The 15,865-nt window shown below is 33.0% G+C and carries 18 protein-coding genes and 2 pseudogenes; 11 read left to right on the forward strand and 9 right to left on the reverse strand.

Translation table 11 applies throughout. The annotated features are described in order from the left end of the window. Nucleotides 1–246: 246 nt before the first annotated feature. From GQ589_RS12200 to GQ589_RS05260, 3 genes are all read left to right on the forward strand, one after another. Nucleotides 247–414, forward strand: a complete 168-nt coding sequence (locus GQ589_RS12200; protein WP_202115030.1) for a transposase — start codon at nt 247–249, stop codon at nt 412–414. A 63-nt stretch (nt 415–477) separates the two neighbouring features. Next, nucleotides 478–1,236 carry an IS3 family transposase gene (locus GQ589_RS05255; RefSeq protein WP_202115034.1) on the forward strand — a complete coding sequence of 253 codons (759 nt, stop codon included), beginning with the start codon at nt 478–480 and terminating at the stop codon, nt 1,234–1,236. A 375-nt stretch (nt 1,237–1,611) separates the two neighbouring features. Next, nucleotides 1,612–2,697, forward strand: a complete 1,086-nt coding sequence (locus GQ589_RS05260; RefSeq protein ID WP_160424960.1) for a DUF695 domain-containing protein — start codon at nt 1,612–1,614, stop codon at nt 2,695–2,697. Nucleotides 2,698–2,824: 127 nt separating this feature from the next. On the opposite strand, the pseudogene GQ589_RS12530 reads toward GQ589_RS05260, so the two are convergent. The 4 genes and pseudogenes from GQ589_RS12530 to GQ589_RS05280 all read right to left on the reverse strand — a co-directional run. Then, nucleotides 2,825–3,028 (reverse strand): annotated as a pseudogene (locus tag GQ589_RS12530) (integrase core domain-containing protein); the annotation flags it as partial. Between the two features lie 188 nt (nt 3,029–3,216). Next, nucleotides 3,217–3,444, reverse strand: a complete 228-nt coding sequence (locus GQ589_RS05270) for a hypothetical protein (protein ID WP_160412826.1) — start codon at nt 3,442–3,444, stop codon at nt 3,217–3,219. A gap of 224 nt (nt 3,445–3,668) precedes the next feature. After that, nucleotides 3,669–3,923, reverse strand: a pseudogene (locus GQ589_RS12280) (transposase); the annotation flags it as partial. A gap of 776 nt (nt 3,924–4,699) precedes the next feature. After that, nucleotides 4,700–5,218 carry a single-stranded DNA-binding protein gene (locus tag GQ589_RS05280; RefSeq protein ID WP_160424962.1) on the reverse strand — a complete coding sequence of 173 codons (519 nt, stop codon included), beginning with the start codon at nt 5,216–5,218 and terminating at the stop codon, nt 4,700–4,702. A gap of 216 nt (nt 5,219–5,434) precedes the next feature. Between GQ589_RS05280 and corA the strand changes: the two genes are divergently transcribed. The 4 genes from corA (at nt 5,435) to GQ589_RS05300 (ending at nt 8,221) form a co-directional block, all read left to right on the forward strand. Beyond that, the gene (gene corA / locus GQ589_RS05285) at nt 5,435–6,376 is read left to right on the forward strand and encodes a magnesium/cobalt transporter CorA (protein WP_091122078.1); all 942 of its coding nucleotides are present in this window, start codon (nt 5,435–5,437) and stop codon (nt 6,374–6,376) included. Between the two features lie 192 nt (nt 6,377–6,568). Continuing rightward, the gene (locus GQ589_RS05290) at nt 6,569–7,528 is read left to right on the forward strand and encodes a glucokinase (protein WP_160411606.1); all 960 of its coding nucleotides are present in this window, start codon (nt 6,569–6,571) and stop codon (nt 7,526–7,528) included. A 25-nt stretch (nt 7,529–7,553) separates the two neighbouring features. Continuing rightward, nucleotides 7,554–7,802, forward strand: a complete 249-nt coding sequence (locus tag GQ589_RS05295) for a YcgL domain-containing protein (protein ID WP_160401199.1) — start codon at nt 7,554–7,556, stop codon at nt 7,800–7,802. After that, nucleotides 7,799–8,221 (forward strand): YcgN family cysteine cluster protein, encoded by a 423-nt coding sequence (locus GQ589_RS05300; protein ID WP_160401200.1) that lies wholly within the window; start codon nt 7,799–7,801, stop codon nt 8,219–8,221. The genes GQ589_RS05295 and GQ589_RS05300 overlap by 4 nt, the downstream gene beginning before the upstream one ends. Before the next feature lie 273 nt (nt 8,222–8,494). Here GQ589_RS05300 and GQ589_RS05305 read toward each other — a convergent pair whose 3' ends face one another. Next, nucleotides 8,495–9,052, reverse strand: a complete 558-nt coding sequence (locus GQ589_RS05305) for a YggT family protein (protein WP_160401201.1) — start codon at nt 9,050–9,052, stop codon at nt 8,495–8,497. Nucleotides 9,053–9,088: 36 nt separating this feature from the next. After that, nucleotides 9,089–9,790, reverse strand: a complete 702-nt coding sequence (locus GQ589_RS05310; RefSeq protein ID WP_160401202.1) for a YggS family pyridoxal phosphate-dependent enzyme — start codon at nt 9,788–9,790, stop codon at nt 9,089–9,091. A gap of 37 nt (nt 9,791–9,827) precedes the next feature. Here GQ589_RS05310 and GQ589_RS05315 point away from each other — a divergent pair, with 37 nt between their 5' ends. The 4 genes from GQ589_RS05315 to GQ589_RS05330 all read left to right on the forward strand — a co-directional run bounded on the left by GQ589_RS05315 (nt 9,828) and on the right by GQ589_RS05330 (nt 12,671). Continuing rightward, a complete protein-coding gene (locus GQ589_RS05315; protein ID WP_160424964.1) occupies nt 9,828–10,769 on the forward strand; it encodes a type IV pilus twitching motility protein PilT in 942 nt (313 codons plus the stop codon). A 117-nt stretch (nt 10,770–10,886) separates the two neighbouring features. Beyond that, complete coding sequence (proC, locus tag GQ589_RS05320) at nt 10,887–11,696, forward strand: pyrroline-5-carboxylate reductase (RefSeq protein ID WP_160424966.1); 810 nt, start codon at nt 10,887–10,889, stop codon at nt 11,694–11,696. A 299-nt stretch (nt 11,697–11,995) separates the two neighbouring features. Beyond that, on the forward strand, nt 11,996–12,205 hold the full coding sequence (locus tag GQ589_RS05325) for a cold shock domain-containing protein (protein WP_034909833.1): 210 nt from the start codon (nt 11,996–11,998) through the stop codon (nt 12,203–12,205). Nucleotides 12,206–12,380: 175 nt separating this feature from the next. Continuing rightward, nucleotides 12,381–12,671: a DUF5339 domain-containing protein gene (locus GQ589_RS05330; RefSeq protein ID WP_160424967.1), complete on the forward strand. Its 291-nt coding sequence runs from the start codon at nt 12,381–12,383 to the stop codon at nt 12,669–12,671. A 17-nt stretch (nt 12,672–12,688) separates the two neighbouring features. Here GQ589_RS05330 and GQ589_RS05335 read toward each other — a convergent pair whose 3' ends face one another. From GQ589_RS05335 to GQ589_RS05345, 3 genes are all read right to left on the reverse strand, one after another. After that, the gene (locus GQ589_RS05335; RefSeq protein WP_160424970.1) at nt 12,689–13,171 is read right to left on the reverse strand and encodes a thermonuclease family protein; all 483 of its coding nucleotides are present in this window, start codon (nt 13,169–13,171) and stop codon (nt 12,689–12,691) included. 190 nt (nt 13,172–13,361) lie between these two features. Next, nucleotides 13,362–13,883 carry a bifunctional 3-hydroxydecanoyl-ACP dehydratase/trans-2-decenoyl-ACP isomerase gene (gene fabA / locus GQ589_RS05340; protein WP_160401207.1) on the reverse strand — a complete coding sequence of 174 codons (522 nt, stop codon included), beginning with the start codon at nt 13,881–13,883 and terminating at the stop codon, nt 13,362–13,364. Nucleotides 13,884–13,990: 107 nt separating this feature from the next. Continuing rightward, nucleotides 13,991–15,763, reverse strand: a complete 1,773-nt coding sequence (locus GQ589_RS05345; RefSeq protein WP_202115031.1) for a Lon protease family protein — start codon at nt 15,761–15,763, stop codon at nt 13,991–13,993. Between the last annotated feature and the right edge of the window lie 102 nt (nt 15,764–15,865).

Raw genomic sequence — 15,865 nt, forward strand, 5'->3', positions numbered from 1 at the left:
CAACATGTCTATCCTAGCGGTGGTAAATCGTCGACACTTGCACCAAACCATTTAAATCGACAATTTAATCCTGCGACAATTAATCTGTAACTATCCCCTAAAATAGTACAGCAAAAAAGTAGAAAATTCTCCATGATAAAAGTAAAGGGGATTTAATTATGAAAAAATGACTGAACATCAAATCGTCGCTATTTTAAAAGAAGCTGAAGCGGTATTCCCGTTAAAGAACTGTGGCATAAATAGGGCATGGGTAATTCAACTTTCTATAAATGGAAGGAAAAATACGGCGGAATGGAAACTTCGGATATCAAACGCTTAAAGAAGCTGGAAGCTGAAAACCGCAAGCTTAAGCAGATGTTTGCCGAACTGAGCTTAAAATCCCTGCTTCAGGAAGAAATCTTAAAAAAGCTATAGTGCACGCAGGTACGTAAAACGTGGGCACAGCAACTAAAACAAAATCATTCTGTTACTATTACTATGAATTGTGCCATTGTTGGCTTAAGCCGTTGTGCTTATTATTATCAACCTAAATTACTGAATGACTCGGTGATGGTTTTGGTGTTGAATGCTATCACAGACCGGCATTTACGCTGGGGCTTTCCTAAATGCTTTAATCGTATTAGAAAGCTCGGCTATAAATGGAATCATAAACGGGTATATCGGGTGTATTGTGAATTAAAGCTTAATCTCAGGGTAAAGCGTAAAAAACGTATTCCTCCACGATGCCCGGAAAGGTTATTCGTCCCCAATAAACAAGGTGAATGTTGGTCAATGGATTTTATGAGTGACAGTAGCCGTAATCAACGTCGCTTTAGAACATTCAATGTCATTGATGACTTTAATCGTGAGGCGTTAGGGATTGATATTGCAGTAAGCTTACCAGCAGGAAGGATCACCCGTTACTTAGATAAACTGGCCGAATATCATGGGTATCCATTAAAAATACGGGTCGATAATGGGCCAGAATTTACAGGAAAACCCTTTATAAACTGGGCTAAATCACATGATATAGCCATTGATTATATCCAGCCCGGTAGCCCTTATCAAAATGGCTATATTGAACGATTTAACCGTTCGTACCGTACAGAGGTATTGGATTTATATCTTTTTAATAATCTGGAACAGGTAAGGAGAATAACCGAAGAATGGTTAACGATTTATAACACCGAAAGACCGCATGAGGCATTAAATAACATGACACCAATTGAGTATAAAACACTAAAACAAGCAGCTTAATTTTCTACGTGAATTATGTACTAAGTTTGGGATATTTACAGGGGAGTTACATTGAATTTTACAATTGAGAAAGAACACTCTCTGGAAAATATCGTTATGGAAAGATAGCTTGGATGCAAAAGAATTGGTTAAGGAAAAGCAATTGAAGAATTTATTTTGCTCATCGGACACGCATTTTGTTAAAATAAAGGTCGATAAGTAATAGGTGTGTGTCAGATTAAGTTTGAGCTACTATACATATTGCTGAATATTATATCATTAATATTTTAATTAATTATCTTATTAGATGATTAATAATTATAAAATTTAAATAAATATAGTGTATTATTAATACTAGTTTTGTATGATTCTTATTGATTTAAGAGGTTAATGTATATGTTTTTCAAAAATTTTTGGAAAAAACTATCGCCTGATATTAAAAACACACCAAAAGAGCAACAAAGCTCACAAGAGCATTTAAGTGCGATGATTCGAGATTTTTGGCAACAGGTAAAAAATTCTGAACAATCTCTTAATGAACTTGATATTATAGATATAATTAAAAATATCAATAATCTATTAAATGAAAATCAGTTAGATGTCATTGCTGAAATTGCTGTAGGGGATACTAAGAATCATAAAATTATTTTTACTGCGGATGGAAAAATTGAACGCTTCGAATACGTAATAGAAATTTCCCGACAAGCACCTGATCTTCAGTTTTTCGAAGTAGAAGCATTTCGTCAGCGCATTAATAATGTAGATACATTTGTTATAAAATCTAAAGGGAGTTCTTTTTCATTAGGTGCAACTGATTTATTAATTCAATACAAAGAAAGTTGTCGTAAAATATCTATCGGTATTATGTTTGCTAAGACAGTCCCTGAAGAAATGATAAAACAGGCAGAAACGATGGCATTAATCTATCTTGATCATCTATTAGGTGAATATGATTTTGCTGTTAGAGTAGAAGCTGTTGAGTTTTTAAAGATAGATCAGAGTGCTACCACAATTCCTGCTAACCAATTTGTAACTATTTTTGATCGGTTATGGAAAGAAGATTTAAAACATACCGGTATATTTAATATTCAAGAAGAACAATGGATTGTATTTGAATTAACAGATCTTAAAATGTTAGTGCATCGTAATGAAGTGGCTAATTCTTTGTTAGGACATGAAAATTATTGTTATGCACTTAATGTTATAGTTGATGTTGATAGTAAAGAGACACTTTCACTTGTTTATGAATTAGAAGATGCTATTAATCTTGCTTTACGTGCTGATGAGCGAGGAATTCATTGCCAAAATAGTCTTAGTGGAGGTGTAAGAAATATGCTATGGTATGTAGGAAATAAACAGTCAGTACTCCAATTAGTAAAACAAATAACAAACCAATATAATACATTATCAGTTAAAATTGAATGTGAGTTCGATCCTCTTTGGTTACAGTACTTACGCTGGGTTGAATGTTATCAAGCATAAAAAAGTATCTATGATTAATGGATACTTTTTTGCACAATAACTATTGTAGCAGGGGATGTTGAGATCCTATTCTAAACATGTTATTTAATGCCTCATGCGATCTTTCGGTGTTATAAATCGTTAACTATTCTTCAGTTATTCTCCTGGCTTGTGCTAAGTGGTTAAAAAGAGATAAATCGAGTACTTCAGTACGATAGGTACGATTAAATCGTTCAATATAGCCATTTTGATAAGGGCTACCGGGCTGGATATAATCAATGGCTATATCATGTGATTTAACCCAGTTTATAAAGGTTTTTCCTGTAAATTCTGGCCCATTATCGACCCGTATTTTTAGATGTATTACCTATATAAGGAACGTATCCAGTTCTCAACTCTTCTTTTCAAATATTCATCGGATATCATATATGTGATAAAACCTTCTAAACCATAACTTTCCTCTCCTAAAAGACATATTTTTCCTGTATTTATTTCAATTTTTTGTAATATGTATATTAGTTAGATAGTCAGGGTTTTCATTTAAAAAACTAATCTGATGCCATTTTCGTAATGATAGTGTTCAAGCATTTGTTCTTTATTTTGAATGCACCACTCATAGCCACCAATATCTATAGGCATTTTCGTTAATATCCCTGTTAATTTATTAAGCTTCAACCAATTATCCGCATTTTCAAGAGAAGAAAATACAGCAGAAACCATTGGGATACCATCTTTTTTAAAAACCCATACCCAACTACTATCTTTCATAATATTTCACCTAATTAGTTTATTTACCTTTACCGCAAAATTTATGTTTAAACCGGAGCCATTTTTTATTTTATTTTAATGGCTTCTAATTATACTCTTACTTCGCCTTACAACAAAATTATGAGCACTGCGACTTAATCCCACACTATCATCGCACAGCTTATTGCAATCATATGCGTCACTTGTAGCATTTCCGCCCACGTTTTACGTACCTGCGTGCACTATAGTTTTTTTAAGATTTCTTCCTGAAGCAGGGATTTTAAGCTCAGTTCGGCAAACATCTGCTTAAGCTTGCGGTTTTCAGCCTCCAGCTCCTTTAAGCGTTTGATATCCGAAGTTTCCATTCCGCCGTATTTTTCCCGCCATTTATAGAAAGTTGAATTACCCATGCCCTATTTACGGCACAGTTCTTTAACCGGAATACCCGCTTCAGCTTCTTTTAAAATAGCGACGATTTGATGTTCAGTCATTTTTTTCATAATTAAATCCCCTTTTCTTTTATCATAGAGAATTTTCTACTTTTTTGCTGTACTATTTTAGGGGGGAGTTACAGAACTTGTATCTTAAATAGCATATTTAAAATGAAATGATTAAAATGGTAATTTATTATTAATCCCGTTTTTTGCGAATTTTTTGATAAAATTTGCTGAAACATTTTTTGGTTAAGGAAGTCTACGCAACAAATTTACTTATTTTTGTACTTGAGCTACGAGAATAGTATGGCTTTCAACGACATTGTTTTATCTATGACTTGCAATAGTCTCTTTATTTTGACAATAAAACTAAAATATGCAAAAAACTGACAAATAAATTGATCAAAATGGTTATGTTGGACATGGACTTTGCTTTTAAAAAAGTGTTCAGGAAAGGTATTGATTTTATTGAAGTTTTTTAAAACATTTTTATCAAAAAAACTTCAATAAAATCAATGCTTTTCCTGACTGATTTTTAGATTATCTATTTTGTCCATTACAAATGTTTTTTAATATTTATTTTAATAAACAATGAGAATGCTTTATTTAAATTGTGTTACCGTTTTTTATTTATCCTATTAATTATACTAACGATTCAAAAGCGAGAAAACAAAGCTAAAACGCTTTATTAATTTTTATATGAGTTTTTAGAAGGTATTTTAATCATGAAGTATAAACTAGACAATTTCCTATAATTATTTTATATGAAATAAAAACAAAGAATCCCTTAATTACTAAGGGATTCTAAAGAGGTTTTTTATACTTTTAATTTAAAGTAGATCCTAGAATGGAATATCGTCATCAAAATCCATAGGCGGTTCTGGTGCTGTTGCAGGTTGTGCTGGTGCATTTTGTGTTGTAGAACGGGATTGAGTCACTGGTGCAGATGATGTGTTATTGGCACTTTGTCCCCAATTTTGTGAACTGCCTCCTATGTTTTCACCATTATTGCGTCCGCCTAAAATCTGTAAAGTACCACCAATAGGGTTAATTACAACTTCTGTTGTGTAACGATCTTGTCCTGATTGATCTTGCCATTTTCGAGTTTGTAATTGTCCTTCAAGATAAACTTGTGAACCTTTTTTTAGGTATTCGCCCGCAATTTCAGCTAATTTACCAAATATAACAACGCGATGCCATTCAGTACGATCACGGTTTTCACCAGTTTGTTTATCCTTCCATGTTTCTGACGTTGCAATACTAATATTGGCAACGGCGTTACCATTAGACATGTAACGAACTTCGGGATCTTGACCTAAGTTACCAACTAAAATGACTTTATTTATTCCTCGATTGGCCATTCTTGACTCCTAAAAATTGCATAAATATTTAAGTTGCGTATTGTAACATGAGACTACAGTAATATCAGCGAATTTAATTCAATTATGGAATTTTGCTCTCTTTTTATAAAGATATAGAAAGATTGGTGTGGACATAGGAATTTGTTGCTATAACGAGTATAATACCAAGCATTTGTTAATGTAATGTTCTAAAAAATTCCCTCAATAGGAGGCCTTATGATTAATGCGTTTGGATTAAAAAACAAACAATTAGTAAAAATTAATGAAGGCGATATTAATAATGCGACCTGGATTGATTTAATTGAACCAGAAGAAGCCGATCGTGATTTTGTTTTAACACATTTAGGACAAAACTTAGCAACCAGTATTGAGCTAGATGATATCGAAGCATCAGCGCGTTTTTTTGAAGATAATGAAGGTTTACATGTCCACTCATTCTTTTTTTACGAAGATGCTGAAGATCGAGCTGGTAACTCGACAGTGGCTTTCACTGTGCATAATGGACGTTTGTTTACATTGCGTGAACGCGATTTACCTGCATTCCGTTTATATCGAATGCGTTCACGTTATCAAACTATGGGTGATGGAAATCCTTACGAAGTATTACTTGATTTATTTGAAGTTAAAGTTGAGCAGTTAGCCGATCAAATTGAAAATATTTATAGTGAACTTGAAGAGTTGAGCTTAATTATTATGGATCGCTCAGCTCAAGAACATTATGATGAAGCCATTACTTCGTTAGCTGAACTTGAAGATACTGCTTGGAAAGTGCGTCTTTGTTTAATGGATAGCCAGCGTGCGGTCAATTATTTAGTTCGTCGAGCTAAAATGCCTGTGGATCAGCTAGAACAAGCTCGTGAGGTGATTCGAGATATTGAATCGCTTGTGCCACATAATGAATCATTATTTCAAAAAGTGAACTTTTTAATGCAGGCTGCAACTAGTTTTATTAATATTGAACAAAGTCGAATTATTAAAATTTTCTCGGTGGTTTCGGTTGTGTTTTTACCACCAACAGTGGTGGCATCAGCTTACGGTATGAACTTTGAATTTATGCCTGAATTAAAATGGGAATATGGTTACCCATTTTCATTACTATTGATGTTATTAGCGGGTGTTGCACCTTATATTTATTTTAAGCTTAAGAAGTGGCTATAGATTACTCTATCTTATTATCTTTATCCGTTAATACTTTGTGAATTAATGGAGATCATCTTTGTGGTTATCATTTTAGGTAATTGAGTGAGTTTTATGTCAGTATTTAAGGACATTAGCAGTTATACTTTCTTCAATTGATAGTTAATGCTTGTCATTTAAATAAAAAAATTAATTTATTATAAAGGAAATAACATGAGTCAATATGCTCTAGTTACCGATATCGGTGGAACCAATGCCAGATTTGCACTTTATAACTTAGCAACTAATGAATTATCATCAATTACTAAAGTACTTATTGCAAAAGATGATGTGTTATTAACATTAGTTAAAAACTATTTAGCATCCCAATCGGTAATCGTTAAAATGGCATGTATTGCTATTGCTTGCCCGATCGATGATAGTGATGTGATAAAAATGACAAATAACAATTTGTCATTTTCACGTTCAGAGCTTGTTAAAGAATTAAATTTGACTAAGCTTGAAGTGATTAATGATTTTACAGCAGTATCAATGTCAATTGCTAAATTACCAAAACAAGATCTTGTAAAAATTGGTGGTGACGAACCTAATTTAAATTACCCCATTGCGATTTATGGTGCTGGAACAGGGCTTGGTGTGTCACATTTGATTAAAGTCAATGAACATTGGATTACGTTACCAGGAGAGGGCGGACATACTGAATTGCCAATGACAAGCGATGATGAAGATCGTATTTTAGCCGAACTACGAAAAAAATTTGGACGTGTCTCTACAGAACGGTTTTTATCGGGTAATGGGATTGTTAATATTTATCAAGCCTTACAACATATTAACAATGAACCAATAGAAGAAATTACACCCGATATTATTGTCAAAAAAGCATTATCAAAAAGCTGTCCACTTTGCTTACAAACATTAACCTATTTTTGTACTTTTATGGGGCGTTTTGGTGGTAATTTAGCATTAACACTTAATACACAAGGCGGTGTTTATATTGCTGGTGGGATTGTACCACGTTTTATTGAATTTTTTAAAACATCACCATTTAGACAGGCTTTTGAACATAAAGGTCGTATGTCATATTTAGTCAAGAAAATCCCTGTTTATGTGATAACACATGATGATCCTGGTTTATTTGGCGCTGGTGTTTATTTACAAAATTGTCTTACATAATATTGATGAGTGAAGGTTTTATTTTATGATGTGGTGTTATATTTATCGAAGTACCAAAAAAGAAAATTGTTATTTATATATGGAAAATGAAAATGATTTTTCAGCTATTCCTGAAAAAATAATGTCTATTTTTGGTTCGCCGGTATTTGTGATGAAAGTGCTTCTTGATGGCAAAAGACGTTTTGTTGTGGGGACTTCGGATGAAATTGAAAAAAAAATCAAAACAGATGGATTTTTTTTACAAATGTTAAAAGAAGATGATTTTAAAGTATGATTGAGCCATTTTGGGAGCATAAAACGTTAGAACAGATGAGTGACGATGAATGGGAACAACTTTGCGATGGTTGCGGTCAGTGTTGCTTAAATAAATTGATGGATGAAGATACTGACGAAATATTATATACCAATGTCGCTTGCAATTTGCTTGATTCTAATACTTGTCAATGTAAACACTATTATAATCGCTTCGATTATGAACCTGATTGTATCAAGTTAACTCGTGATAACCTTCTCACTATTGAATGGTTACCATTAACTTGTACTTATCGTTATTTTTCTGAAACGGGGCAATTACCTGATTGGCATCCGCTTATTACGGGCAATAAGAAACTTATGCACAAGCTAAAAATTTCGGTTAAAAATCGCATTGTTTATGAAAAAGATGTAATTTGTTGGGAAGATCATATTATCTAAAAAAGCTATGGCATTATCAGCTTGTTTATCCGCCTTGATATCATTTAATTTAACTAGCATATTGATGATATGATCTTGTTTTAAAAAAATCAATAAAATCAATACCTTTCCTGACAGTTTTATTCGTAATAAAATCACTTTTTAGTGGGCGATTTTCAAACTTAGCAAGGTTTGTTGTTATTTTTCTATTGTGCGATTAGATCAAAAAAGCCCGCTAAAAAGCGCGCTTTTTGTTAACAAGCTAAGGTTGCTATTGCTCCCTGTTATTTGGATTTAAAGTACAAGCCATAAATATCCTACAATATCAATAGCAAACATATTTAAAAACATCAAAATAAATACAAAAATCATAAATGAAATATCGATCATGCCAATAGGTGGTACGATGCGTCGAATTGGTGCTATAAGTGGTTCTGTTAGCTGGGCAAGCAATTCATCAGCATTCGATTGCCCTCGGCTTACCCAACTTAAAATTGCTCTAAATAGTAATAACCAAAATAATAAATGCCCAAATGCGTGAGCGATAGCCGCAATAGCATATAAAAGATATCCAACAGGCCAGTTTAAATTATTGATGATTCCATAATAGCCAATAAACGTAATTTTTATGAAAGCAAAAAAGTATAAAAGAACCCATGTAGCTGTATCTATATGTTTTATAGAGGGAATAACTTTGCGCAGTGGTGCAATAATGGGTTGGGTTATTCGAACAATAAATTGGGTAAATGGATTATAGAAATTGACCCGTACACGTTGCATCCATAAACGTAGAATTAAAACGTATAAGCATACCGTTAAAAGGGTTTTTCCTAAAAAATAAAGCGATGCCATTTAAGACTCCTTAAAATAAACTATCTAGGCAATATATCACAAATACTGTCTTGCTCCAAAAATTGCCGTGCCAATGCGAACCATTGTGCTACCAGCAATAATCGCTGCTTGCATGTCGTTACTCATGCCCATAGATAATGTGTCCATAAATGGATAATCGGCTTGTAAAGAATGTAGTAGTTCCTGCATTTTAATAAAGACATGTAATTGTTTGTCAAAATCATTTTCAATTTCAGGAATGGCCATTAAACCACGCAAATTCAAATTGGGTAGTGTAAGGATTTGCTTAGCCAAATCTGCTACTTCGTTAGGTAAAATCCCTGATTTACTTGCTTCTTGGCTAATATTGACCTGAATTAATACATTTAATTTAGCCATTGATGTAGGGCGCTGGTCATTTAAGCGTTTAGCAATTTTAAAACGATCAATGGTATGCATCCAATCGAAGTGTTCGGCGACTAATTTACTTTTGTTCGATTGTAATGGACCAATAAAATGCCACGTTAATGGCGTGTTGGGATGGGTTTGTTTAAAGTGCAGAATCTTTTCAACACCTTCTTGAACATAGTTTTCACCAAAAGAAAGTTGACCGGCATCTATTGCTTGTTTGATTAAGGTCACGGGTTTTGTTTTACTGACCGCAATAAGTTCGATTGTATTGGGATCTCTTTCGCATTTTTCGGTTATTTTTTGAATTGTGCTTCTGATAGTAAGTAAATTGTCACGTACTGTATTCATGTTAATTCCCAATTAATAAACCAATAGGTCAAATGTAATGTTAAATTCAATGTTGTCGCTTAGTGTAACGCAAAAAGCGTCCGATTTGCACCTTTCAAGTGGTGAAGTTGCACGCATTCGCATTAATGGACAATTACAGTGTTTATCAAATGAAAAGTTATCACCTTTAGCGTTAGAAACTGAATTATTAACGTTACTCAATCAATCACAAAAAATACAATTACAACAAGAAAAACAAATTGATTTAGCCTATCAATCTCCTGAAATAGGGCGTTTTAGAGTCAATATTTTTTATCAACAACGTGGTATTTCGGCTGTGTTTCGAATCATTAAAAATGATATTCCAGATCTGGCTGAAATAGGTGCTCCTGAGGTTTTCAAAAAGCTAATAATGCATGAAAGCGGTATTATTTTAGTGACAGGCGCCACAGGAAGTGGTAAATCGACGACACTTGCATCATTAATTGAGTACATTAATTTGACTCAATCTAAACACATTATTACTTTAGAAGATCCTATTGAATTTATTTATCACAATCAATATTCACTAATTCAACAAAGGGAACTTACAACTTTTGATCATGCACTTGATAGCCTTTTAAGGCAAGATCCTGACATAATCTTGCTTGGAGAATTACGTAATAAAAAAGCTATTCAAACCGCATTAACAGTAGCTGAAACAGGGCACTTAGTTTTTGCTACTTTACATACAAGTTCTGCCATTCAGACCATTAATCGTATTATTGATGTATTTGAAGAGAGTTCACGAAATTTTGTTCGCACCCAATTATCTCGTAGTTTAAAGGCAATAATAAGTCAAAAACTAGTCACCACTGAAAATGAACGTAAAGCTTTATTTGAAGTGCTTATCAATACTCCAGCTGTAAGTAATTTAATCAATGAAGGTAAAATTAAGCAGATTTTATCCCTTATGCAGACAGGACAGCAATATGGAATGCAAGTGATGCCAGAAAATTAACATAATTTATTATTTTTATAGAACTTGATGTTGAGTTTTTTTAATACAAAATTTTGAGATTTCTATTTAAAATCATTTATAATCTTTTAAATAGTCTTTCTTAAAAGAGGGTAATAAATGGAACAACGAATTGGTTTTATCGGTTTAGGCAATATGGGTAATGCGATATTACAAGGTATTTTAGCAAGTAATATCGTATCTGGAACACAAATGTATGTTTATGACCCTCATCCTGATAAAGGTCAAGTTCTTAATCAAAATTATTCTATTCATAATCTTGATTCAGCAAGAGATGTTGCTCGTGAGTCGGATATTGTTTTTATTGCCGTTAAACCTAATGCGATTGTGGATGTACTTAGTGATATTCAAAAAGAATTAAAAAAGAATACTATCGTTATTTCAATTGCAGCCGGTGTTACTATTAAAACAATTGCAAAATGTGTTGGTTATGAGCAAAAAATTGTTCGTGTTATGCCAAATACCCCAGCGCTTGTTAATGCAGCTATGTGTTCAATTACACCGAATACTGAAGTTACCGATGAGGAATTGTCTGTCGTTCAACAGTTATTAAATTGTATTGGTGAAACAGAAGTTGTGCCTGAGTATTTAATTGATGCTGTTATTGGTGCTAGTGGATCTTCTCCAGCTTTTGTTTTTATGTTTATTGAAGCACTTGCTGATGGTGCAGTAAAAGGGGGATTATCCAGAAAACAAGCTTATAAGTTTGCTGCACAAGCTGTTTTGGGATCGGCAAAACTATTATTAGAAACAGGTAAGCACCCAGGCGAGTTAAAAGATATGGTCTGTTCTCCTGCAGGTACAACTATTGAAGGCGTTCATGCGCTAGAAGAAAATGGATTTAGAGTAGCTGTGATTGATGCAGTTGAAGCTACGATAAAAAAATCGAAACAAATGGCAGAAAGCTAATATAAGTTTATAACGTTATCCCATTGAATAAACAAACTATAATTTTTTTATGTTCGTTTCTTAAATAAATCTTTCAAAAGATTGCTTGCATTAGTGATCTTTTTATGCGTAAATAGTCATAAGCATATGACATGCGGATTTATTTTATAACATTTAGATATATGTAGTTTGTAGTTTACTCGTCTTTGGAATTAGTTTTCTTTAGTATCTTCTTCTTAGTGTTAATAAGTAATCTAGGTTTTATGTTTTTGAATATAGCCCTTAGTGGCTGAGATTAATTTATTTATAGGAAGATTATTATGTCTAAGAAAACTGGTCAAGTTAAATGGTTCAACGAAAGTAAAGGGTTTGGTTTTATTTCTCCTGCTGATGGTAGCAAAGATGTATTTGTACACTTTTCTGCAATTTCAGGCGATGGTTTTAAAACCTTAGGTGAAGGTCAACAAGTAGAATTTTCTATTCAAGATAGTCCACGTGGTCCCGCGGCTGCTGATGTTACCATTATCTAAAATTTAGACTTTATTTTTTGATTAATACCCTATCAGTAAGTAGTTACTGGTAGGGTATTTTTGTATATAGACTTGCCACTTTAAATTTTTTATTATACTTTGGCTATTTTTAGCATTAATTATCATTTTTTATGATATTTCTAATAAATTTATGATGTAAGGAAAGAACAGTAAAATGAAAAAATTATTATTATCTGTTGTGTTATTAGGTTTCTCTACCATTTCTATGGCGGAGGATTTATCTGAATCATGTAAAACCTATTTTGATAAAGTTGATAGTTTAGTTAAAGCTATTCCTGAAGGTTCTCTAACAAAGCAACAATCTGATATGATAGGTATGATTAAACAAAACTTAGAAATGGGGAAACAACAAGTTTCTTCAATGCCTGCAGAGACTCAAGAAGTAGCTTGTAAACAAGGTATCGAGTTACTTAAACAAGTTGAAGCAAGTTTTCCTAAAAAATAAGATTTTTAGAGTATAATTTATTGTTTATTATGACGATAATTCCATGGGGCTATTGGATGTTTATCCTTCCATAGCCCTTTTTTGTTTTGTTTAGCAATTTCTTCTAGTTTTACCATTGCTTTGTTGTTAGCTGTGTTGTGATAACGATAGGCCCAAGCATAACCATCTTCGACCATCTTGGCATTGATATTGACTTTATTTAAGAAAATAGTACCTAAGGCTCTTTTATAGATATCTTTTTTATTTTCTTTAACGAACACGTTTTTCCCTGCAATGAGTAAGGCTAAGTGTTTTCGCGATGCATTGCCATAAGCTTGACTGCGTTCAGGTGCATCGATATCAAGTAAACGAACGCGGATTTTTTGTTTTGTGAAGGTTAGAATATCGACGGTATCGCCGTCAATGACTTTGACAACTTTACCGCTGAAATCAGCGTAAGCTAATGTGTTTGATAAACAAAATAAAATAATACAAACAAATAGATGTTTTAAGTGATTCATTATTAATTAAGGAAAAAATGAAATTTGTAGCATTATACATTGATTATTGAAATTCAGTAAGCTGAGATGTTCTTTTTAATTGACAATTAATGAGTTATTTCACAATTGTTCATGTTTTGAATATGATAAAAAAATCCATGATATGCAGCTTTACTCATATAGAGTAAAGCTGACAAAAGAGAACGTTAAATTAAAATGCGTTGGTATCTTGGAATAGACCTACTTTTAAATCGGACGCTTGGTAAATGAGTTTGCCATCAACAAAAACCTCACCATCACCAATTCCCATAATTAATTTACGATTAATTACACGTTTAAAATGGATTTTATAAGTCACTTTTTTATTGGTTGGTAATACTTGCCCTGTAAATTTTACTTCACCAACACCTAAAGCACGACCTTTACCTTTACCACCAATCCAGCCTAAATAAAAGCCAACTAATTGCCACATAGCATCAAGCCCAAGGCAGCCTGGCATAACTGGATCATTTTTGAAATGACATTTAAAAAACCATAAATCAGGATTAATATCAAGCTCTGCTTCGACAAATCCTTTGCCAAAATTACCGCCATTTTCATTCATCTCGATAACACGATCCATCATTAACATTGAGTCAGACGGTAATGGTGGCCCATCATGACCAAATAGTTCATTATTTCCTGATTTAATTAAATCTGCTTTATCGTATGATGATTTACGTTCAAATGTCATAAAAAAACCTTTTATTTAATATAAATTAAAACATATTTTAAAAATTGAAAGTTGCCTAGTTATTTTTATTTTTAATAAAATTTGGGTTTAGAGTTTATTGGGTATTGTTACTTTTTGCAATATTTTTGCCATTTACTTAGCCAACTATCTTGTTTTTTATCTTGTAATAATACTGATTGCATACGTGCATGTATTAACTGGTAAAGATTAATACTGTTTTTATCTTTGTAAGGAATGCCTGTCAGTAAATAAAGCGCATCAGCAATATGTTCAACTGTCCATACCGAAAACTTTTCTTGTTTGATTGCTTCAATGACTTCATCACTTAAGCTTAAGTGACGTTGGTTGGTGGCAGGAATGATTACACCTTGTTGCCCCGTTAACCCTTGATACTTACAAACAGCAAAAAATCCTTCAATTTTTTCGTTCACACCACCAATTGATTGAACATGCCCGAACTGATCTACTGAACCAGTAACAGCTAATTGTTGATCGATTGGCTGTTGGGATAATGCACTAATGATAGCGCAAAGTCCTGCAAGTGAAGCACTATCGCCATCAATTTCATTGTAGGATTGTTCAAACACCAAAGAAGTTGAAAAAGGTAATTGGTGATTAATCGCAAATTCAGACATAATAAATGCCTGCATTATCATCATCCCTTTTGAATGAATGTTACCCGCTAGTTCTGTTTTTCGTTCAATATCAATTAGTTCTCCATCACCAAAATGAATAAGACAACTTAACCGTGTTGGTTCTCCAATAGCTTTTGGATACCCTGGATATTCAATGACTGATAATCCATTTATTTGGCCAACAACTTGATCTTTAGTATTAATCATTATTTGATGACTGAAGATCTCATCGAGTAGTCTTTCTTTCAAATAATCTTCATGCCACGATTTTTGTTTTATCGCTTCTTCGACCGCTGATTGGTCAATAGTGCTTTTTTTTGTAAAGTGAGCCGCATTGACTAATAGCGAATTCAACCAATCAACTGAAAGCGGTAAGTAATATTGATCACCGGTATAACGTGTTGCTTCTTTGTGAATTTTTTCAAACGCTAATGTGTCAATATTCGGTAATTGTTGTTTGTTTGCGATAAAGTTTAAATAATTAAACCATTGCTTAATTTGCGATGCTGATGTGACTTGTAATTCATTTTCAAATTCAGCATAAATAGACGTTGAATAAAATTCAGGCTCAAAATCTTGTAATTCAGCTAAACTTAGTCTGTCCCCAACCAATACTATGCGCAAGTCAAGAGGCATTGGTGGAATCGACAAAGGTAAAGGATGAGATTCATCTGTTGAAACCCATTCAAACTCTTGTTTTATTACCATTTGTTTTAGTCTTGTCCATAGTAAAGGTTGGCTCAGTAGAGAGCGAAGACCCAAAATTAAAATGCCACCATTAGCCTGATGAACAAGTCCTGCTTGTAATTTTATAGGGTTACTTTCTGGTTGTCTAACACAGCCAAAAAGCTTTTCAGCATCCACAGAAGATGCAAATAAACAATTGTCTTGAGCAGCAAAATTATCTTGTTTACTTTTTGCTTTGGTAAGTGTAATTTTGTTTTCACTAAAAAAATAACTGTAACCTAATTGTGATGAAGGCAAATTACATTTAATAGCTTGCTGTAATAGATCAAAAAAAAGCTCACTTTCAGGTGCTTTAAGCAACATAAAGCGTGGGCTATAGTATTTTCTTTTGTTGGGGCATAACAGTGACAAGGCAGATGCAACACGTGGTTGCCACATGAGTAAATGTTCTGACTTTTTTTCCTCTAATGTTTTTGAAGTATTAGTTTGGTTTTTCAGTTCAGAAATATATGATAAATCAGGTTGGATCTGTTGTACGTTGAGTTGTGTAATTGCCAAAATTATTGTCTTTTTTGTTAGCTTATTTTCATCTTTAAATTATAACAAGTATCGATTGTATCGCCAACAGATTACCAAAATCTTTATGCTAACGAATAAAAA

It is taken from the genome of Gilliamella sp. Pas-s27, assembly GCF_009795865.1.
GTDB lineage: Bacteria > Pseudomonadota > Gammaproteobacteria > Enterobacterales > Orbaceae > Gilliamella.